22 protein-coding genes are annotated in these 19,530 nt (G+C 60.1%); 9 read left to right on the top strand and 13 right to left on the bottom strand.

The annotated features are described in order from the left end of the window. Window positions 1-194: 194 nt before the first annotated feature. The 13 genes from sctU to AC0VX3_RS20275 all read right to left on the bottom strand — a co-directional run bounded on the left by sctU (window position 195) and on the right by AC0VX3_RS20275 (window position 10,345). On the bottom strand, window positions 195-1,379 hold the full coding sequence (gene sctU, locus AC0VX3_RS20335) for a type III secretion system export apparatus subunit SctU (protein WP_475522047.1): 1,185 nt from the start codon (window positions 1,377-1,379) through the stop codon (window positions 195-197). Beyond that, complete coding sequence (sctT, locus tag AC0VX3_RS20330) at window positions 1,376-2,227, bottom strand: type III secretion system export apparatus subunit SctT (protein ID WP_475522046.1); 852 nt, start codon at window positions 2,225-2,227, stop codon at window positions 1,376-1,378. Before sctT ends, sctU begins: the two co-directional genes overlap by 4 nt. A gap of 7 nt (window positions 2,228-2,234) precedes the next feature. Further along, window positions 2,235-2,504, bottom strand: coding sequence for a type III secretion system export apparatus subunit SctS (sctS, locus tag AC0VX3_RS20325; protein WP_475522045.1), 270 nt, complete (start codon window positions 2,502-2,504; stop codon window positions 2,235-2,237). Window positions 2,505-2,517: 13 nt separating this feature from the next. Next, window positions 2,518-3,156 carry a type III secretion system export apparatus subunit SctR gene (sctR, locus tag AC0VX3_RS20320; protein WP_475522044.1) on the bottom strand — a complete coding sequence of 213 codons (639 nt, stop codon included), beginning with the start codon at window positions 3,154-3,156 and terminating at the stop codon, window positions 2,518-2,520. A 9-nt stretch (window positions 3,157-3,165) separates the two neighbouring features. Further along, the gene (locus tag AC0VX3_RS20315; RefSeq protein WP_475522043.1) at window positions 3,166-4,263 is read right to left on the bottom strand and encodes a FliM/FliN family flagellar motor switch protein; all 1,098 of its coding nucleotides are present in this window, start codon (window positions 4,261-4,263) and stop codon (window positions 3,166-3,168) included. Next, window positions 4,260-5,039, bottom strand: a complete 780-nt coding sequence (locus AC0VX3_RS20310; RefSeq protein WP_475522042.1) for a hypothetical protein — start codon at window positions 5,037-5,039, stop codon at window positions 4,260-4,262. Before AC0VX3_RS20310 ends, AC0VX3_RS20315 begins: the two co-directional genes overlap by 4 nt. Then, entirely contained in the window at window positions 5,036-5,515 is a 480-nt protein-coding gene (gene sctO / locus AC0VX3_RS20305; RefSeq protein ID WP_475522041.1) for a type III secretion system stalk subunit SctO, read from the bottom strand. Before sctO ends, AC0VX3_RS20310 begins: the two co-directional genes overlap by 4 nt. After that, on the bottom strand, window positions 5,512-6,894 hold the full coding sequence (gene sctN / locus AC0VX3_RS20300) for a type III secretion system ATPase SctN (protein WP_475522040.1): 1,383 nt from the start codon (window positions 6,892-6,894) through the stop codon (window positions 5,512-5,514). The genes sctO and sctN overlap by 4 nt, the downstream gene beginning before the upstream one ends. Beyond that, the gene (locus AC0VX3_RS20295; protein WP_475522039.1) at window positions 6,891-7,559 is read right to left on the bottom strand and encodes a hypothetical protein; all 669 of its coding nucleotides are present in this window, start codon (window positions 7,557-7,559) and stop codon (window positions 6,891-6,893) included. The genes sctN and AC0VX3_RS20295 overlap by 4 nt, the downstream gene beginning before the upstream one ends. After that, window positions 7,553-8,338 carry a hypothetical protein gene (locus AC0VX3_RS20290; RefSeq protein WP_475522038.1) on the bottom strand — a complete coding sequence of 262 codons (786 nt, stop codon included), beginning with the start codon at window positions 8,336-8,338 and terminating at the stop codon, window positions 7,553-7,555. Before AC0VX3_RS20290 ends, AC0VX3_RS20295 begins: the two co-directional genes overlap by 7 nt. An 11-nt stretch (window positions 8,339-8,349) precedes the next feature. Then, window positions 8,350-9,171 carry a type III secretion system inner membrane ring lipoprotein SctJ gene (gene sctJ / locus AC0VX3_RS20285; RefSeq protein ID WP_475522037.1) on the bottom strand — a complete coding sequence of 274 codons (822 nt, stop codon included), beginning with the start codon at window positions 9,169-9,171 and terminating at the stop codon, window positions 8,350-8,352. Between the two features lie 19 nt (window positions 9,172-9,190). Continuing rightward, window positions 9,191-9,820 (bottom strand): hypothetical protein, encoded by a 630-nt coding sequence (locus tag AC0VX3_RS20280; protein WP_475522036.1) that lies wholly within the window; start codon window positions 9,818-9,820, stop codon window positions 9,191-9,193. Window positions 9,821-9,967: 147 nt separating this feature from the next. Next, the gene (locus tag AC0VX3_RS20275; protein ID WP_475522035.1) at window positions 9,968-10,345 is read right to left on the bottom strand and encodes a tetratricopeptide repeat protein; all 378 of its coding nucleotides are present in this window, start codon (window positions 10,343-10,345) and stop codon (window positions 9,968-9,970) included. 200 nt (window positions 10,346-10,545) lie between these two features. On the opposite strand from AC0VX3_RS20275, the gene sctV reads away from it, so the two are divergent. The 9 genes from sctV to AC0VX3_RS20230 all read left to right on the top strand — a co-directional run bounded on the left by sctV (window position 10,546) and on the right by AC0VX3_RS20230 (window position 19,438). Continuing rightward, entirely contained in the window at window positions 10,546-12,693 is a 2,148-nt protein-coding gene (sctV, locus tag AC0VX3_RS20270; protein ID WP_475522034.1) for a type III secretion system export apparatus subunit SctV, read from the top strand. Window positions 12,694-12,716: 23 nt separating this feature from the next. Next, window positions 12,717-13,634, top strand: a complete 918-nt coding sequence (locus AC0VX3_RS20265; RefSeq protein ID WP_475522033.1) for a MotA/TolQ/ExbB proton channel family protein — start codon at window positions 12,717-12,719, stop codon at window positions 13,632-13,634. Then, the gene (locus tag AC0VX3_RS20260; RefSeq protein WP_475522032.1) at window positions 13,621-14,154 is read left to right on the top strand and encodes a hypothetical protein; all 534 of its coding nucleotides are present in this window, start codon (window positions 13,621-13,623) and stop codon (window positions 14,152-14,154) included. Before AC0VX3_RS20265 ends, AC0VX3_RS20260 begins: the two co-directional genes overlap by 14 nt. Window positions 14,155-14,156: 2 nt before the next feature. Continuing rightward, window positions 14,157-14,942 carry a hypothetical protein gene (locus tag AC0VX3_RS20255; protein WP_475522031.1) on the top strand — a complete coding sequence of 262 codons (786 nt, stop codon included), beginning with the start codon at window positions 14,157-14,159 and terminating at the stop codon, window positions 14,940-14,942. Window positions 14,943-15,144: 202 nt separating this feature from the next. Then, window positions 15,145-15,420 carry a hypothetical protein gene (locus tag AC0VX3_RS20250; RefSeq protein WP_475522030.1) on the top strand — a complete coding sequence of 92 codons (276 nt, stop codon included), beginning with the start codon at window positions 15,145-15,147 and terminating at the stop codon, window positions 15,418-15,420. 73 nt (window positions 15,421-15,493) lie between these two features. Next, a complete protein-coding gene (locus AC0VX3_RS20245) occupies window positions 15,494-16,189 on the top strand; it encodes a Crp/Fnr family transcriptional regulator (RefSeq protein ID WP_475522029.1) in 696 nt (231 codons plus the stop codon). Next, on the top strand, window positions 16,186-16,458 hold the full coding sequence (locus AC0VX3_RS20240) for a hypothetical protein (RefSeq protein ID WP_475522028.1): 273 nt from the start codon (window positions 16,186-16,188) through the stop codon (window positions 16,456-16,458). The genes AC0VX3_RS20245 and AC0VX3_RS20240 overlap by 4 nt, the downstream gene beginning before the upstream one ends. 30 nt (window positions 16,459-16,488) lie before the next feature. Then, a complete protein-coding gene (locus AC0VX3_RS20235; RefSeq protein WP_475522027.1) occupies window positions 16,489-16,824 on the top strand; it encodes an EscF/YscF/HrpA family type III secretion system needle major subunit in 336 nt (111 codons plus the stop codon). Window positions 16,825-17,008: 184 nt separating this feature from the next. After that, window positions 17,009-19,438 carry a hypothetical protein gene (locus tag AC0VX3_RS20230; RefSeq protein WP_475522026.1) on the top strand — a complete coding sequence of 810 codons (2,430 nt, stop codon included), beginning with the start codon at window positions 17,009-17,011 and terminating at the stop codon, window positions 19,436-19,438. Window positions 19,439-19,530: the final 92 nt, after the last annotated feature.

Below are 19,530 nucleotides of genomic sequence, written 5' to 3'. Positions count from 1 at the left end.
GGTGGCATTGTGAGCGCGACATTGCTCTGGCGACAATCGGCGCGGCCGTAAAAAGAGGGGGGGGCGGACGGAGCCAGGGTGCGCAATATAGGGCTCCCCGTGTTCATGGGCTCAGGCGTTCAGGGGGCCAAGTTACGCCTCACGCCGTTCGGTGCGCCGGTTTTCAGAACTTCGGGCTGGTCCGCTCCCTGGTGTCAGCGATCCGCAGGCGGATCCGGAAACGAGGGGAAGCCGTTCCCGGCGGCACCTGACCCATCGGCCGGTCCGACACGGTGATCGCCGCTCTCCATATCGATGACGCCGTGCAGAAGGGGGGCTGCGTAGAGAGAATGGCGGTTCTGGTTCACCCAGGCCAGGATTTCCGCGATCACATCGAACCATTCATCTGCAATGAAGCCGTCGATCTCCGTATCGGCGTAAAGCGCGCGCGCCAGCGGGACGTTGCGGAAGACCGGCACGCCGGCCAGTTCGGCCTGGGTTCTGAGCTCATGCGCATAAAGATTGCGCCCCTTGGCGACCACCATGGGCAAGGGGGCGATTTCCGGCTTGTAGTCGATCACGACCGCGAAATGCGTGGGATTGACGACGACCGCGGTACTCTTCTTGGTGCGTTCGACGCCGTCGCTCATGATCAGTTCCTGCGCCAGCTGTTTGCGCTGTCCCTTCACGATCGGGTCCCCTTCGCTTTCCTTGTATTCCCGCTTCACCTCGTCCTTGGACATCATCAGGCTCTTGTTGTGGTGATACCGCTGGTACATGAAGTCCAGGGCCGCGACGATGACGAAGGCAAGGGCGGTGTAGAGCAACGTTGTCAGAAGCAGGGAGCTTGTGACCTGTGTCAGACACGGCAATCCGCAATAGATGGAATTCAGGTAGGGCGAAATTGCATCCCGTATCACGTAGAACAGGAGAACCGACAGGAAGACGATCTTGATGATCGACTTCAGCGTCTCCACGACCTGTTTCATGGAAAATATTTTTTTCAAACCCTGGGCAGGGTTCACCTTTTCCAGTTTCGGCATCAGGTTGTCGAAAGCGAAAATGTTTCCGAACTGCAGATAGTTCGCGGCAACCCCGGTCAGAATGACGACACCGATCACAGGCAGAACGATCGCGATGCCGTCGTTGAAGGCAATCCCGATCCCGCGATAGGCACTCGCGTGAAAATCCTGTCCGTGCAGGCTGGCGATCTGATCCATGAGATCGACCAGACGGTTGAAGGTCGAATCCCAGGTGAGCCAGAGATAGGCGATCACGCTCATCAGGGACACGGTGGTCACGACTTCCTGGCTCCGGGGGACCTGTCCCTTCGCCCGGGCATCCCGCGTCTTCTTGGGTGTGGGTTGTTCCGTCTTTTCCCCGGACGACTGGCCGCTCATGGTGTTCCGGTCTCCCGGGGGGCCGGGTCGGAAAGGATTTCAGTGCCCTGTTCCAGGATGGAATACAGCTTGTCGGTCAGTTCGAAGAACAGTGACTGCTGGTCGCTCGCGAAGGGAAACATGATCTTGATGTAGAAGATCAGAATGAAGATCGCGATCGCGCTCTTGATCGGCATGGCGAGGACAAAGACCTGAATCTGGGGGGCGAAGCGGCTCACCAGTGCCAGGGCGAACTCGGACAGAAACATCATCGCAATGACCGGAGCTGCGAGAATGAACATCGTGCGCATGCCCAGATCCAGAACTTCGAAGATGAGGACCGGAAACTGGTCGGAGACCAGCGGAATCATGTTTGTCACCGGCCAGAGAACGAAGCTCTTGTAGAGCAGTTCCACGATCACCAGCATGCCGCCGATGGCATAGAAGTAGGTCACGAAGGCCTGTGAAAACAGGCTGCCGAGCGGAGAGGTCTCGTGCCCCTGCAAGGGATCGATACTGGAGGCGATCGCCGCGCCGCGCTGGTTGTCCATGAAGTCGCCCGAAGCCGTCACCGCCCAGAAGATCCAGCCGATCATGTAGCCGAAGACAAAGCCGATCGCGTATTCCTTGGCGAAATAGAAGGCGAAGACCGACAGGTTCTCGCCGATCGCCTCCGAATACGCCATGTTCACCGGCACCAGCGGCAGCGACAGAATGAGGATGCAGGCGTTGCGGGCCAGCCGGGGAACCGCGGACGCGTTCATGATCCCCGCCATCGCGATGAAGGCATAAACGCGCGGCAGGGAGATCAGCAAGGCGAGCAGCAGGTCTTCAAATGCGAGAAAGATGGACAGGGGACCGCCAAGCATGCCGGGACTACCTTGTCAGCTCGGGGAACGTGTCGAACAGGGTGGCGGTGAAATTGAGCATTTCACTGCCGAGCAGACCGGCCGTCGCGGCAATGGTAAGGGCGACCGCGACCAGCTTGATGGCAAACGAAAGGGTCTGCTCCTGGATCTGCGTGAGCGCCTGCAGAAGGCTGACGATAACGCCGACGACCGACGCCACCACGATAGGCGGCATGGACAGGAGCAGAACCAGCACCATTGCTTCGGTAAGGACATGAAGGGCGTCGGCCGGGGCCATGGCGAACCAACCTCTAAACGTAGGTCTTGACCAGGCCCAGGATCAGGCGTGACCAGCCATCGACCATGACGAACAGGAACAGCTTGAACGGGAGCGAGATGGTGAGCGGAGAAACCATCATCATGCCCATGGCAAGCAGGATGTTCGAGACGATCAGGTCGATTGCGATGAAGGGCAGATACAGGAGGAAGCCGATTTCGAAGGCTTCCCGCAACTGGCTGACCGTGAAGGCTGGCAACATCACGACGATGCTGTTCTCGTCGATCTGGCTTGCCAGATCCGGCGGCCAGAGTTCGGAAGTCGCCTTGAGAAAGAAACTCCGCTCCCGGTTGTCGGCGTGCTTGTCGAGGAATTCCAGAAGAGGGCCCTTGGCCGCGTTATAGGTCTCTCGCAGGCCTTCGAGATTGCCGAACGTGAAGTCTCCGTTCGCCACGATGTCGAAGGTCTGGATAAACACCGGCGCCATCACATAGGCGGACAGAATGATGGCAAGCGCATTCAGCGCCATGTTCGGTGGAATTTGCTGCACACCGAGGGCGTTGCGGACAAGCAGCAGGACGACCGAAATCTTGATGAAGGACGTTGCGACGACCGCCAGGAACGGCACGATGGCGGCACCGGCCAGAACGAGGATGAGATTGAGAGGATCCATGAGGCGCCGTCACCCGTCCTGACGCGACGGGCTGAGCAGGATCCTGTTGAGCCGGACCGCCAGTCTGTCATCGATACGAACCAGATCGCCCTGGGCAACCGGCAGGCCATTTGCATTCACCGTTACCTTGGTGTCGCTGGCGCTGATTTCTTCGGGCAACGCGACCACCGCGCCACTCTGCCAGCTCTCGATCTCGCTGATCGGGAGCCTTGTGGAGCCCAGGGAAAAGGAGACCGCGATCTCGAGCGGGCCGACGGCCAGGGCCTCATCGTCCTGACCGCTGCCTTCTGCCGGCAAAGGCAAGTTCCCGTCATTGGTCATAAGAGCACCTGATTTTTTATTGTCTGTCAGAGAGTTGAACGAGTGAACCGGACCGCACACCCAGCCGTTTTCGCCTGCCTCGAAAATGAAAACATGGTTTTCGGCCAAAATGGCGCATTGGCCCTCAGTGGCAGCCTGCGAGAACAATATGCAGTCTCCGGGCTCCAGCCCGCGCAACTCCGCCACAGTCAGCAGCGCTGTACCGATCAGGCGTTCGGCCGTTACGAGAATGTGGTCGCTGAGCAGAGAGTGATTGTGCCCGGTGGAAGGCGCGTATCGGCACAACTCAGCGCAGAGATCGTCCGGTTTCGCTCCGAGCGTGAGCTCTATCGCGTCATCGTTCGTCATGAAGATGTTGCAGGAAAACCACTGCAAATCGGCGGCTTCCGCATGCCCCAGCAAAGTGGTCATGCCCACCGTGGGTCCCAGCCGCAGCTTCGCGGTCAGATCCTCCGGCAAGGCTGACAGACCTGTCATCAGCATGCCGTCGTTCAGCGCATCGGCGAGGTCCGACGGCATATCGGTCAGGTCGGCCAATTCAAGGTCCAGATCGCAGTAGGACTGAAACGGAAAGGTGTCGACCCTGACATAGGCGTGGCGGTTTTCCCCCAGAAAGACTTTCCGCACCGATGCCGCATCCGGTGGGGTCTGACGGAGGGTGAAGCTCAGGCCGGCGCCTGTGCCAAGCGGGATCGTCTGACCGGCATAGGTCATTGCAGCATTCCACAGAGCAATGTTCTGTTCGCTGAAATGAAAGACGGGAGCCGACCAGGTTTCGACGATCATCCGCAACCGCTCCGGAACGGCAGACCGAACAGGGGTTCGTTCTGTTCCGATCCGGACACCAGGGCGCGGCCTTCGTCCGGGGCGGCATCCGCTCCATCCGAAGACTGCAGGATCTTGATGCGCCTTCCCGGGAAATGGGCCTGCAGGCTTTGCCCGAGCTGATGGGCGGCGGCGAGAAGCTGCTCGTTGACATCCCGGGTGGCCGCGTTGGCGGGCAGACAGAGTTTCACAGTGACCAGGGTGTCCCCCAGGGTCACCTCGATCCTGTTCAGGCCTGTCCCGGCCGTCTCCAGGGGGATGTTGATCTTCACCGGTGCGGAGGGAATGGAAGGTCCGGGTCTGGCCGCCGCCTCCAGACATTTGGTGACGTGTTTGAAGATCTGTTCCACACGCGTGTCGACGTCCGGGCGGGAAGGAGAGGCAGACAACGCGCCCGGTGCGCTGCTCCGGCCGGAAAGACCGGCCTCCAGCAACACGAGAACAACGCCTTCATCAGGATCGTCGTCGTCGCCCCGTTCCCGTGCATCCCGGTCCGCTCCGGTATCGAGGAGTTTCTGCTGAAACAGGGAGGACCGTTGAGACAGCGCCGCGTCGGCTCCCTTGTGCTGCCCGAATGCCGGTTTCTGATCACGGCTGTAGCCCTTGTCGTCCCTGGAGGAGGAGCCCTTTTCTCCCATCGTGGACTGCGACCCGTGCCGGCCGGCATGACGATCGACGCCATGGGAGGTCATCTGCGGCCGGGCGGGGTCAACAGGGGGGCGAATTGAATGGGTCATGCGGGCACCGGCCTTCCTTTGGCGAACAGTTCCTCGATTTCCGCCTCTTCGGCTCTCTCGGCCTGATCGGCGTGTTCGCGCACCAGGTCCTCCAGCATCATGTCGAACTTTTCCCGCGTCCGCTGTGCCACTTGATACGCTCGATGCGCATCATCGACTTCCTCGGTCAGCCTGAGGCACCGCTGGATGGCCATCTCCAGATCGTCTTCGAGATGTTCGTGATCCTTGTGCAGTTGAACGACTTTTTCCTTGGTTGCGTCGATCTTCTGGGCGTCGACGATCTTGCGCATGATTTCCTGGTAGACGGCGGCCTCCCGGTCCGGAAGCGCGGCGGCGCTGTCCTCGACGGCTTTCTCCTGCTGCCGGCGTGACCTGACGGCTTCGGACAATTGCTCGCGCTTCGCCCTGAGCGAGCGCAGTGCCGTGTCCTCCCGGGTTGCCTTGACCTTCTGGAGAATGCGGAACTTCTCGATCATGACAGCACCGTCTTCAGTTTCTTGAGGGACACGTCGAACGCGTCGAACTCATCGGTGCCCTGTTTCAGGAAGTCGTTGATCTGCCGGTTTTTCTCGATTGCCTCGTCGGCCCTCGGATCGCTGCCGGCCTTGTACTCGCCAATCTTGACCAGCAGTTCCACATCGGCGTAGGCGGCGAGAAGCGTGTTGGCTTTCGCCGCCAGAGCCTTGTGCTCCTGGGTGATCACCGCATCCATGACCCGGCTCTTGGAATTCAAGATGTCGATGGCGGGATAGTGGTAGGACGACGCGAGCTTGCGGGACAAAATGATGTGGCCGTCGAGAATGGACCGGGTTTCGTCGGCCACCGGCTCGTTCATGTCGTCGCCTTCCACCAGAACCGTGTACATGGCGGTGATCGAGCCCTTGTCGTTCATGCCGACCCGTTCCATCAGCTTTGGCAGGTTGGCGAAGACGGAGGGCGGAAAGCCTCTGCGTGTCGGCGGCTCTCCCGCGGCAAGGCCGATCTCGCGCAGGGCGCGCGCAAAGCGGGTGACGGAATCCATGAGAAACAGGACGCGCTTTCCCTGGTCGCGGTAATATTCGGCAATCGCCGTGGCGACGAAAGCCGCCTTGGCCCGTTCCATCGAACTCTTGTCCGATGTCGCCACCACCAGTATGGCCTTTTTCATGCCTTCCGGGCCGAGGTCGTGTTCAATGAATTCACGCACTTCTCGCCCGCGTTCACCGATCAGGGCCAGAACGGTGACATCGACATCCGCGCCTTTCACCAGCATGGACAACAAGGTCGATTTACCTCCGCCCGCAGCCGCGAAGATCCCCATGCGCTGGCCTTCGCCAATGGTCAGGAGGCCATCGATGGAGCGGACGCCCATCGAGATCGGTTTGTCGATCACTTGCCGGGTCATGGGATCAGGCGGGTCCTGGTAGACCGGGTAATGGGTCTGAGGCTGGAAGATATCGGGCTTGCCGTCGACAAAGTTGCCGAGCCCGTCCAGCACGCGTCCCAGAAGCCCGTCGCCGACCGGAACCCGAAGCACCTCGCCGGTCGGATAGACCTCGGTCCGCGGCGCGACGCCGTGGGTCTCGCCGATCGGCGACAGCAGGGCTTCGCGATCGACAAAACCGACGACCTCTGCAAGCAGCCGCATTCCCGTGGATCGGGTGTAGAGCTCCACGATCTCGCCGATTTTCACATTCGAAACGACGGCGTGAATGATGGTGCCGAGCACCTTCGTGACCCTGCCGCTCATGACATAGGGATCGTGGTTCTGGACAGCCGTCCCGATGGCCCCGGCAAAACGCCCGAGGCGCCGGTCGATGAGGTCGCGTTTCTGCCGGGTTGCCAGGGCGAATTCGGAGAGAGGCTGCAAGGTCATTCTCCGGTTTCCCGGGCAAGTCTGGTGTCATCCGCGGGCGGCTTCTTTCCCGCAGCCGCTTCATCGATCACCATCGCCAGTGCGTCGAGCTTGTTTCCCAGGCTGCATTCGATGCGGCTGGTGCTGGACTCCACGACCAGATCGGGAACCGTGAGGCCGGCATCCTCGATCAGTTCGATCGACTGGATCTCCGGGAACTGGGATTTCAGCTTGCTGGCGACAGGCGCGAAGCTGTCGATGAGGCTTGGCGGGAGGAAAATCTGAACACGGCTCTCCCGGCGCATTCTCTGCAAGGCACTGTGTGTGGTCGCTTCGGCAAGGGCGGCATCGTCGAAGGTGGAGATGATCTTTCGAACGGACTCCTTCACGAGAGCGGCCAGATCCGCTTCCAGCTCCAGAAGCTTCCTGTCGAGATACACCTGTTCGGAAAGCAGTCTGGCGAACGCCTCCTTGTCTGCCTGCTCCCGCCCCTCGAGATAGCCGCGTTCCTTCTCGCTCTGATAGTGGGCACGTGCCGTCTCGGTGATCTCCGCCGACGTCTGTTCTGCCGCCCGAACGACGGAATGGGCTTCGTCGAGGGCGGCCATGTCCCGTGCCTTGATCACGCCATCGCCCCTGGAAACGGCAAGGTTCACGTTCTCGGGACAGTAGATCAAATTCACCATGTCAGCCCCCGGTGCTTGAGAAGCATCTTCAGTTCCGAGGATTGCTCTGCGCTCAGCACGGGAGCCTTTTTGTGCTCACCCGCCGTCGACCTGGGAAAGCGCCAGGAAAACAGGGAGGCGCAGCCGCGGTCCGCCGATCTGACAAAGGCAACGAGTGTGGCAAGACCCTCCCGGATGGCGGGGTGGATGTCAGCCGGGGAGGCGGGGGCGGCCGCCTCTGCGCCCGCTTCCGTTTCTGCTTCTGTTTTTGCTTCCGGGGGGCTGCTGGCGCTGGTCTCGGTTGAGAACACGTCACTCAGCCGGACCGCTCGGCTGCGTTCGGGCAGACCGGGATAGAAGGCCGGTGTTTCCCTGACCGCGGCGAGAAAGGCGTCCTCGCCGAGGACATCCTCGATCCGCTTGCGTTGGGATTTCAGGACGCAGGACCTGATTTGAGGAAAAAGCTGGACGGCGGCGCAGTGGCGGGCGAAATCGAGAACCAGTGCAGGATCGATCTGCAGAAGTCTGACAGCGATTTGCATGTCTTCATTCGTTTCGAGCTTGTTCGCCAGTCCCTGGCCAAAGGAAAGCTCCGGAAGACCCAGGTTTTTTGAAACCGCTCGATTGAGAGGGCCGCGAAACGGCGGCTGACCGGCCAGACGCCGGACCGCGCCCGCATCCAGGGGAGGCAATGACAGGTGGTCCTCATGGAGAAAATCGAGCGGACGCGCCAGACAGGCCGCCAAATGGGCGAGCTGTCCGATGGTGCGCCGTTCAAAGGATGCAATCCGCTGCCCCATGGTGGTCCCGTTTATTCCGCGATGTCGGTTTGCAGGTCGGCGCCGGCCTCGATTTTCTTTCGGGCACTGCGGGCCCTGACAAAAGCAAACAGGGTGAGCAGGTTCGAAAGAACCAGGACCGCCAGGATGACGCCGGAAATAACGAGAAGCTGCCAGAAATACTGCTGATCGCTGGCGCGCACGCCCAGGCCCGGAAGCACGGTCGCGATCGTGGAGCGGGCCTGGTCACCCATGATCTTCGGCCGTTCCGATCCGACCAGAACCACGGTGACATTCTCGTATTCGACACCCTCGATCGAGTTGCTCACCAGGCGCCGGATCTGGGGGGTGAAGAAGTCGAGATCCACGTCGATGCGGTGCTTGATGAACACAGCAGCGGAAGACGGGCTGACTTCCTCGCCGAGACTTGGATCTTCGGGAAGGACGATGTGGACACGCGCGGTCAGGACGCCGTCGATTTCGCTGAGCGTCTGCGAGACCTCTTCCCCGAGCGCGTAGATGAAACGGATGCGCTCCTCGAACGGAGACGACATGATGCCGCTTTTCTCGAAGACCTTGCCCATGGAAATACGGGTCTCGCGCGGATAGCCGTTTTCCTTGAGAACCTCGATTGCGCGGGCGAGCTCGGTCTCTTCGACCAGCAGGGTGACGCCCTCGTCCCCCTTGTATTCCTTGGTCGCGCTGATGCCGTTCGTCATCAGGATGGCCAGCATTTCGTTGGCATCGCGCTCGGACAGACCCGTATAGAGGTCAAGCTTGCATCCCGAGACCAGAAGACAAAGGCTGATCACCAGGATGCGAATGACATAATTCACGTTCAAAACACCACTCATTTCGTGAATCATCGTGCGGCTACTGGCCCTTCATCAGGGTGTCGAAAGTCTGCGTCGACTTGCCCGTCAGCTTGGAGGTGACATCCATCAGCAAGGAGTATTTGACGACTTCGACCTGGGTCGCGATCAGCATTTCCGTGCCGCTCATGGACTGCGAGGAGATGTTCCCCAAGCGGGCCGTCTGGTCATCGAAAGTGCTGCGCAGGCGGCTCAGACCGTCCAGGATCGTGTCGCCGCGGCTGTCATGCACGGAACTTGCCGCCTCTGTCCCCTGAACGGATTTTTCGAGATCCAGGCCCCGCAATGCGCGGTTCTTCTCGACAGCCAGGGCATCCGCATCCATCTGGCCATACGTCTTGACGGCCTCCGAGGGCGCCTGGGCCTGATTGATATGCTGCCAGTTCGGCTGGATGGAAAACGGGCTGCCTGCCGTGGACGAAGGGGCGGCGATGACGGCCGGAGAGTTGTGAGGCGAAACGGCCATCGGGTCCTGGGCGCGCTGCAAGGCGCCTTGAAACTTGTCTACCGACGCGCCGGGTTTCGACCCCGGAAAGTTCACCTCCTGGACGGAGGAGACGCCGGTTTGTGTGTCCGGCGAGAACTGCGCCAGGCTTGTCGTGCTGGTTAGAAAACTGCTGACCGCTGCCATCTGCTGAACGCCTTGTTGTTACGACCGGCCGAGCCGGAGCATCTCTTGAATGTCGTTCCTGAGTGAATGCCCGGATTGCGGGCCGGACCTTTCACCGGGCTTTCCCGGGATCGGTCCGCAGGCGGCTGAAGGTTTGACCGTCCCTCTCTACGCCTGAATGTCTGTCAGAGTGGTCTCCGCGAGTTGCGCAAACGGGGTATCGGGCGCGGTGGAGACGACGGCTTCAAGCACTTCCCGGCCCCGGGGCACGTTCCCTTGCTGAACGAGGGCAATTCCCAGAAAAGTCCTGGTGGCGACGGTTGTGGGAGCCTTTTCCAGCTCCTTGATGGCCGCGCCGGGGTCGCCCGCCAGAATGCGGATCATCGCGCCGCCAAGAAAGCCGGCTTCCTGTTCGGGACGCAGTGCCCGGATCGCCTCGAAAATGGCGTTCGCGTGATCGTTCATGCCCCGTGATCCGGCGATGAAGCCGATATCCGCAAGAAGCTGCAAGTCCTGCGAGGTGATTATGTCGTCGATCGCTGCCATTACGGATCCAAATGCCCGGCGGCGTGCTGTCCGCCTCAGGGCTGTTCATGTTCCGGGACGCGACAAGCGGCCCCTCTCATCGTTCACACTTACGAAAGAATAAGGAGGGGGACTGTCTCATTTAGTACACCGGTGAATGAAGATTCAGCGTTTGTTCAGCGCACTCTAGCGATATTCAAATCGACGGCTGGCCAATCGTAATGACCCGCATTTTGCACCTGATGTCGAAACGCAACGACGTCATCCTGGCGTTCCTGTTGATCTGCATCGTCTTCATGATGATCCTGCCGCTGCCTACCATTGTTGTAGACACGCTGATCGGTGTGAACTTGTGCCTGTCCGCTATCCTGCTGATGGTCGCCGTGTATCTCTCCGAAGTCGTTCAGTTCTCGGCATTTCCGTCCATTCTTCTGCTGACGACCCTGTTCCGCCTGGCCTTGTCGATCACGACGACCCGTCTGATCCTGCTGCAGGCGGATGCGGGGCAGATTGTCGAGACATTCGGCAATTTCGTGGTGTCCGGCAATCTGGTCGTCGGCGCGGTGATCTTCCTGATCCTGACGATCGTCAATTTCATGGTCATCACGAAGGGCTCGGAACGTGTGGCGGAAGTGTCCGCGCGTTTCTCGCTCGATGCGATGCCCGGCAAGCAGATGTCGATCGATTCCGACATGCGGGCCGGCATGATCGAAATGGACGAGGCCAAGCGCCGACGGGGCAAGCTGGAAAAGGAAAGCCAGTTGTACGGCGCGATGGACGGCGCCATGAAATTCGTCAAGGGCGATGCGATCGCCGGCCTGATCATCATCGCGGTCAACATCATCGGCGGGGTGCTGATCGGAACCGGCCAGCGGGGAATGGAGACCGGCGAGGCCCTGGACATCTATGCGATCCTGACGATCGGTGACGGCCTCGTCTCCCAGATCCCGGCCCTGTTCATCTCCATCACCGCGGGCTTCATCGTTACCCGTGTTTCTTCCGACGAAAATGCCGATCTGGGCAGCGACATCGCGCACCAGCTCGTGAACGAGCCGAAAGCCCTGATGATCGCGTCGGGTATTCTGCTGGGTTTCGCCGCGGTTCCGGGTTTCCCGCCAGCGGTCTTTGTTCCGCTGGCCATTTTGTGCGGTGGCGGCGGTTATTTCATCATGCGCAACCGCAAGCGCGCAGCCACCGCCGAAACCTCCAATGTCATGCCGAGTTTTGCATCGGCGATCGAAGCGAACGGCGCTGCGCCGTCCTTTCCCGCCGTTGACGGTGATTCCGGCACGTTTGAGAAAGTGGAGCCGGTCACTTTCGCGCTCACGGTGCCGCTCATCGTCGACATCGCCTCGACCGTGCGCGGAGCGATCCGGCCGGAAAAGCTGGACAATGAGGTCGCAAGGGTGCGCAGGGCCCTTTATTTCGACCTGGGCGTTCCCTTTCCGGGCATCAACCTCAGGCTGAACGACAATCTCAAGGAGGGCGAGTACCGGATCATGGTCAATGAGATTCCGGTGGCCGCGGGACTGGCGCGGCCCGGTTATTTCATTGCCCGGGAAACCGAGCCCAATCTCAACATGTTCGGCATCCCGTTCGAGGTCGGAGAAGATTTCCTGCCCAACACGCCGAGCTACTGGGTGGCCATGAAGCATCTGGCGACGGCCCAGCGGGCGGGTATCCAGATCATGACCCTGTCCTCCATGCTGACCTTCCACCTGGCCCACGTCCTGAAGAACCACGCGTCCGAGTTCATCGGCATTCAGGAAACGATGTATCTGATGGGCCAGATGGAAGCCAATTTTGGCGAACTGGTGCGCGAAGTGACGCGGGCGCTGCCCGTCACCACCATCGCGGACATCCTGCAGCGGCTCGTGAGCGAGGAGATTTCCATTCGCGACATGCGGACGATCCTGCAGTCGCTGGTGGAATGGGGGCAGAGGGAAAAGGATCCCATCATTCTGACCGAACACGTCCGCAGCGCCCTGAGCCGCTACATCACCTTCAAATTCTCCGGCGGCCAGAGTGTCATTCCGGCCTATCTGCTGTCGAAGGAGGTCGAGGACGAGGTGCGCGGAGCCGTCCGGCAGACCAGTGGCGCCTCCTACCTCGCCTTGTCGCCCGATGTGCACCGCCAGCTGATTGCGGCAATGAAAAGCGCGCTCGGGGACCTGAGCCAGCATGCGATGACACCGGTGATGGTGGCTCCCATGGATATCAGGCGTTTCATGCGCAAGATCGTCGAACGCGACTTTCCCGATCTTCCGGTCCTGTCCTTCCAGGAGCTGGCCCCGGACGTGAACATCCAGCCGCTTGAGCGGATCAAGCTGATGGGCGCCCAGCAGCAGAAGCTCGCAAGCGCTCGATAGAGATTGCCAATGTCCGGACCGCCATGAAACTCGTGATCTACTGTCTGTGCGTGGTTGCCGCGCTTCTTATTCACGCATTGGTCTTCGGCCTGCCGGCCGGGGCCGCCTTCGTTGTCGTGCTGTTTCCGATTGCGGCGGTGCTCTATTGCGTTCTGGCCCTGTTCCTGTGGCATCAGAAAACCGGTCCCGGAAACCAGGTCGGGGCCGTTCTGGCGACATTCAATTTCCTCTTCATCGGCTATTGCGTTCTGTACCCGCTGATCTGGCCCGATGCATTGGCGGACGGCGGCTTGAGAGCTGCGGTTCTGTCGACCACCCTCTGGCCGCAAATTTTCGTCTGCCTCTTTTCCGGCATCGTCTTCGTGCAGCTCGACGGCCTCCAGGCGCTCCGGGAAGGGCATGTTGGCAGGACCGGCATCGCTGCCTATATCGCCTTTGGCCTGGCCATGACACTTGCCTTCTTCGCGGGGCTCAGAACAGTCTATGGACCCGCCCACGGCGAAGCCTTGACGGGGACTGCCCGAGCGGTCTTCGGCGGCTCCGCGATCCACTATCTGATCTTCATCTTCTTCTTCATCGCCATCGCCTACACGATCCACGCGGCAGTCGGTCTTCATGCACCCAATCCCCATGGGGGGCCGAGACGCAGGTTCATCAAGATACTGATCGGAACGCTGCCCCTCCTGGGGTTCCTCGGCACGGTTCTGGGGATCATGGATGCCCTGGGCGGACTGCCCGGGCTGTTTCTGGGGGACAGAACGACCGCCTCGGATCTGTCTTCCGAACTTGCTGCCAGCTTGTCCGGCATTTCGCTGGCCTTCGAAACGACCATGCTGGGTCTGGTGACCAGCCTGGTGGCCACGCTCGGACTGAGTTATGTCGAAAAACGCGAGGCGGAAGCGGTTCTGCGTAGGCAGGAGTTGGCCGATGACATCCTTTGACGAAGACGGCGGCGATGTCGTGAGCTCCTTCGATTCAAGCGCGGATGTGATGATCGGCCTCGTGGCGGTTGTATTGCTGGCGGTGCTGATGGTTATTCCGCTGACCGACTTCGCCCACACGCGCAATCTCGTCCAGGAGCAGACCATCGAGGCGCTGACACGTGCCGGCAAGCTGACTGTCGCCGGCCGGGACGCGCATGTTTTCCTGGCATTGCCCGACCGGCTGGTCCTGCCCGGGTCCGCCGGGCGGGAGGATGCGATCCACGTGGATGACATTCTCGATGACGCCGGTTTGCAGGCGCGGATCGCGAAGCTTCGCCGGGACAATGCGGTTCCGGTCCTGATCGTCACGGAACGGGGGCAGGAAAGCGCCTTTCTGGTCGAGACGGTCCTGAACCGTCTGGGCGTTCCTGCGATCTCGAGGATATTTCTCGACAGCTCGTGCGGTTACCTTGCGAATGATGCGCGACCGGCCTCCTGTGTGCAGGAGACCGTTCTTGCCTCAAGCGATGGATCCTGACCATGCAGCGCGGGATGGCCGTCATTCTGTCCGATATCGCGGCAAGCACGCTCGCGGTCGCATTGTTCCTCTATATGCTTGTGCAGGTGATCGGACAGACGGCGGTCTTGCCGGATCCGGACGCCCCGCAAGTCGGGCCGGAAATCGAGGATGCCTTCAACCTCCTGACGTCCCCGCCGCTGTCTTCCGGGCAAATGGTCGAGGCGCTCCATGCCCGCACAGGTGGGCGCGCGGGTGCGTTCACGTTGATTGACGTCTTTCCCGACAGGCTGGAGATCTCGACCTCCTCGGCGGTGACGGGCGTGGAGACGCCCGTCACCGTGGTGCGGCGGGACGCGGTCCCGCAGGCCCGTTTGAACGCTGTCCTGTCGGACGCTCGGGCAAGGGGGGCAGAAACCATCGTCTACGTGTTTTCCAACCAGTTGCTCAATGTGATCTTGCGGGCGGGAACAGAGGAAACCCGGAATGCCGTATTCATCAACGTGCCGGTGGCCCTGATGCAAAAAGGGACGGACGGACGCCTCGACTGGTCCGTCGGGCTCCGCCGGCTCATGCATGTGCAACCGACGTACCCGCAGTTCAGGTCCTCGCTGGCAAGGCTCCTTGGCGCCGGCTCCGCGCCTGCAGGGAGCACTGCCTCAGCGGGCCATGAGGCTTCCGCCAGCGGTGCCGTCAGCCGAGGCCGCGGACTGCTGGACCGGCTCGCCACCGGGCTGGAAATCGCCGCGGTCTTCGTTTTGTGCGGTGTGAGCGGGTTGATTGTCTGGTGGACGGAGCGCCGGTTCTGACTGTTTGGGGTGATAATTTTATAACTTGTTGAAAAATATCGGTAAATCGGCTTTTTGCCGAACGTGTATCAATGTCCTTTATGCGCTAAATATCAATAAGATTTATGGAAATACGCCCAAAATGAGTACTATTTATCACACTGTTAAGTCGGCTCTGTGGTAGAACTGTTAACAAGAAGTTAAGGGCGGGAAGTTCGATCTCATGAACGGGATTACCAAATACGAGGGCAATTCGACGCAGATCGGTGGGCAGCCGGAAACCCCTTCTAGGGCGGACGGGGCGCAGGGCAACGTTCAGGACAAAAACGGCGGCGGTGCGCGTCTGGATGCGGGCACTTTTGAAAATTACCTCAATCAAAAGGCCTTTCTGGAATTCAAGGACCCTGCCAGTGCGCAGCAATATGAGTTCGATGCCGTCCTCAATGAAATCAAGAGGGAAGCTTCCTATCAGGAGCTGAGCAAGGCGGACAAGCCGTGAAATCCCGCATGCCAACCTTGATTGTCGGTTTGGTTTTTACGTTAGTTCCCAGGTTGAGTAGCGGCGTTCGATAATGATACACTGGTTACCTGAAAATTCTGAGCTCTCCCCGAAGATCAAGGAAGCGATTCTAAAATATTCGGCTCGGAATGTTTATTCCAAGAACGGGATTGTTTATTTTCAGGAAGACAAGGCCGACAAGTTCTACATAGTCCTGTCAGGTTATGTCCGGCTGTCCTACATCATGGAGGATGGCACCGCGATCCTCTATGCGATCGTGCCGCCGGGGCAGAGTTTCGGCGAACTCGGTGTCTTCGACCGCTCGGTCTACACCGATACAGCTTCCGCGATCGGGTCGGTCAGCGTTCTCGCTGTCAGCGCCGGCGTGTTTCACTCCAACGTCCCTTTCAGCTCCGAATTGCGGGAAGCCCTGAGTTCCCTGATCGTGGATCGCTACCGCACCTATATCGACGTCACCAAGAGCCTCTACCTCAGCAATCTCTCGGCCCGGCTTGCCATGTCCCTGCTCAGGCTGGTGAACAGCCTCGGGCAGACGATCGACCTGAACGGCAAATCCTGTCCCTATCTGGGGTCGATGGTCACGCAGAGCGATCTCGGGGCGATGGCACGCGGCACGCGCGGCAACGTCAACCGTGTCCTGAAGAGATGGGAGCGGGAGGGGCTGATCCTCGTTCAGGATCGCAAGGTTATTTTGCTCGATCCCGATGAACTGGAGAATGTTGCGATCAGAGGGGGAGATACACAATGAACGGCCTTCACGATCCAGCCCGGATGGAGACAGGTTTCGATTTCGGCATGACAGACCTTGAAGAACAACTGGCCGGCGAAAATGGCCCTGAATTGAAAAAGGACATCGCGGCGAGACTGGCGGCGAAAGCCACGGCATTGGCCGAGTTGAAAGCCTCCGGACTGGCACCCGCGGAGTACGAAAAGGCGGAACGCGCCAGTGCGGGCCTTGCGGCTGCTTATGACGTCCTCATTCGCTTTCCGGTCAACAAGACCGGCGGCGAACAATAATTCGAAGACAGGCTGCAGGAAGGTAAAAAAATGGCAAACGATGTTTCAAGAGCCCTAGGCTACACAGGGTACGAATTTAAGAAACCCACAACCGATACCTTGCCGGGCGGTGGAAATCCGAGACGGTTCGACGCCACTCGTGACGGTTTCGATCTGGTCTTCCGTCAGACCGAACTGCAGAACCAGATCTCGGCCATCGAGGAAGACATCCGCAATATCGAACAGAACGCCAACCTGTCCGATACGGAAAAGATGTTCTCCATGCAGATGGCGATGAACTCCTGGTCCGCGGTCACCAACCTGCGTACCAACATGCTCAAGAGCGTCGCGGACTCCCTGAAGACGATCACCCGGAACGTCGCCTGATTAGGAAGGCCAGAAGCGGCTTTCGGTACGCCCTGTCAGGGCGCATCGAAAATCGCAAGGCGCTCGGGAATGAGCGCAGGCAGGGCAGTTCCGGATTGCCCTGCTTCGATCTTTCGGTTCCTTCCCGGATGTGCCGGGACATGGCGTGTTTTCAGTTTCTTGTACGGCGACGGGTCCTAATGCCATGAAGTCACGTGGGAAAAACAACGGCCCTTTGATCCTGAAGGCCCTTTCCGGGACCCAGTCCGGGGTTGAGGTCGCATTGGTCGAGGGGGAGTACACGCTCGGCTCCGGCCAGGACGACGATCTCCAGTTCGTCGATGTCTGCTTGAAAAGCGGGCATGCCAGGATTCGGGTCGAGGACCAGATGATTCTCGTCGCCGGCGGAGCCGGCAGTGTTGTCAACCAGGCCGGCGTCGTCATCGATGCCGGTGACGACGAATGGCGGGAATTGGCCGCCCTGGAAGTGATCACCATCGGCTCCAGCAGTTTTGCCATCGGCTCGGCGGACGCCAACTGGGCCGACCTGACCGCATCGCTCGACCGGTCCATGGCCGCGCCACGCAACCCGGACAAGACCAGGCCGGGTAAAAGACACGAGACGGCGGCGGACAGTTCCGGCAGGGGCGACTGGATGAAATATGGCGCGGCCGCTGCAAGCCTGGTGGTTCTGGTGGCGGCGATCTTCTGGCTCACGCTCAATACGGTCATGGCCGAGAAAGGACTGGCCGACGCAAGGCAGTCCGACAGTCTGGACATCGTGCGTGCGGCGCTGGACCAGCACCCGTTCGGCAAGTCGATCGATTTGCGCCAGGAGGTGGACGACGCCATATTTGCCACCGGTTATGTCAAGAAGCCGGTCGAGCGGCGGGCCCTGCACAACGCGGTCGCCGAGACCGGCATTCCGGTCAATCTCCGACTGTGGGTCCTGTCCTCCATCAGAACGCAGATCGACGCCGCCATCGAGAGCTTCGATGTTGAGGTTCAATACGAACTGTCGGACAAGGGGGTTGCCTCCTTTGCGGGCGAAATCCTTTCCGATGACGATGCCGACCGGTTTTTCACCTATGTCCGCGACGAGATTTCCGGAATTTCCGTCCTGAATTCAAGCGTGCACACGGCCAGTTCCTTTTATGACGAAGTCATGAAGCTGGCCGCACGTTCCGGCATCAACAACACGGTTCTGTTTCGTCTGGTCGATCAGCGGATTGAAGCCAGCGGCGTGGTGGTCACCGACAAGCTGGATGCCTGGGTCGGTTTCCTCCAGGCCTATGCCCGCCGATATGCCGATCATATTTCGCTCACTTCCTATGTGCAGCTTGTCAACGAACAGGGGCAGGTGATCGCACAGCCCAATCTGGCGCAGCTCGGGTCGCCGGAGCTGGTGGGCCGGACACGGCTGCCAGGAGAACAGGACGCGCCGGATCAGACCGCCGTGCTGGACCTGGCCCGTGTGAAGCAGGGATCATTTGGCGCCTCTGACATCTTTCAGGGCATCGACGACGGCTTGATCACCAATTCGGTGCCGGACGACAGGCCCTCGGGGCCGCGCTCCGGAACCCCGTCCGACACCAGATCGATTGCCGACAGCAGGCAGAACGCGAAGCTCGATTTGGCAACGGCGCACGTGGATCTCTCCAGCGGCATTCGCAGGCTGCTTGATGCGAAATCCGATCAGGAAAGAACCTCCCGCTCAGACGATACGGATCCCTCCGGCAATTCAGAGGCCGGCCCTGCGCCTGTGACGGGTCCGCAAGATGAAACGGTCGATCGGGTTCTGGAAAAATGGGATCGCGCGCTCGCCAATGGCGGCAGTATCGCGGACAGCCTGCCAATCGGATTTGACTTGCGAGACGATGTCGCCCTCCCTGGTCAGGAAAACATGCCTCGCCAAAAAGACTTGCCCGGCCAGGACAACTTGCCCGGCCGCGAAGCAGATCTGCCCGGTTCGGGGGGGCAGCCGGATGAACTTGTCCCGCCCATAGAGGCCGCGTTGCCGGACAACCCTGCTGCGCGCGACGAAACTGAACCGGCAAGGTTGAAGGCGGGAAAGTCGAAGGATCGGATTCTGTCGTCTGGCCGCGCCCGGTATCTGCCGCTCGTCCTCAATCCTATTTCCAGTCAGGAACGCTGCTGGGACGGCTCCCTGATGAAGATTTCCGAAGTTCCGATCGTGCTGTTCTGGCTGGACTACCTGAGTTTGACGAAGGATATGTCCCTGGTCGATTTCGATCAGGCGAACCAGTATCTGTTGCTTGAGGCCGCGCTCAACCCGGACCGGACGCGCCGATGCGCGCAACAGATGGCCCTGAAGCAGGGCGTGCCTTTCGACAAGATGTCCCTCTACCTCGATGAGGCCGAGCGCAATCCTCTGTTCATCCGGTTCCTGGTGCGCGACTTTCAGGCGGAGACGATGGAGGTTGCAGGTGTGATGCTCCGCGAGCGGGGGCGTTTCATTCAAATGCGGGACGGGACCAAGGTTCGGGAAGGCAGCTCACCCAACGTGGAGAGCAAGCTGGCCAGTGTCGGTGCCCTGGGGGCCCTGCTGCAGCGGGACCGGGGGCTTACGCCAATTATTTACTCAGAAAATCTCGCATGGAAAATGAGTAACTAACTGCCTTTTATAGTGAATTTCGTTCAAGATAAGGCGTTCGTCACGTGCACGGCGTTTCCGGAGCGCGACCAGAGTAAGATATGCGGAATGGA

It is taken from the genome of Roseibium sp. QJM3NY_11 (genome assembly GCF_056173175.1).
This window is presented reverse-complemented; position numbering and strand designations above follow the sequence as displayed.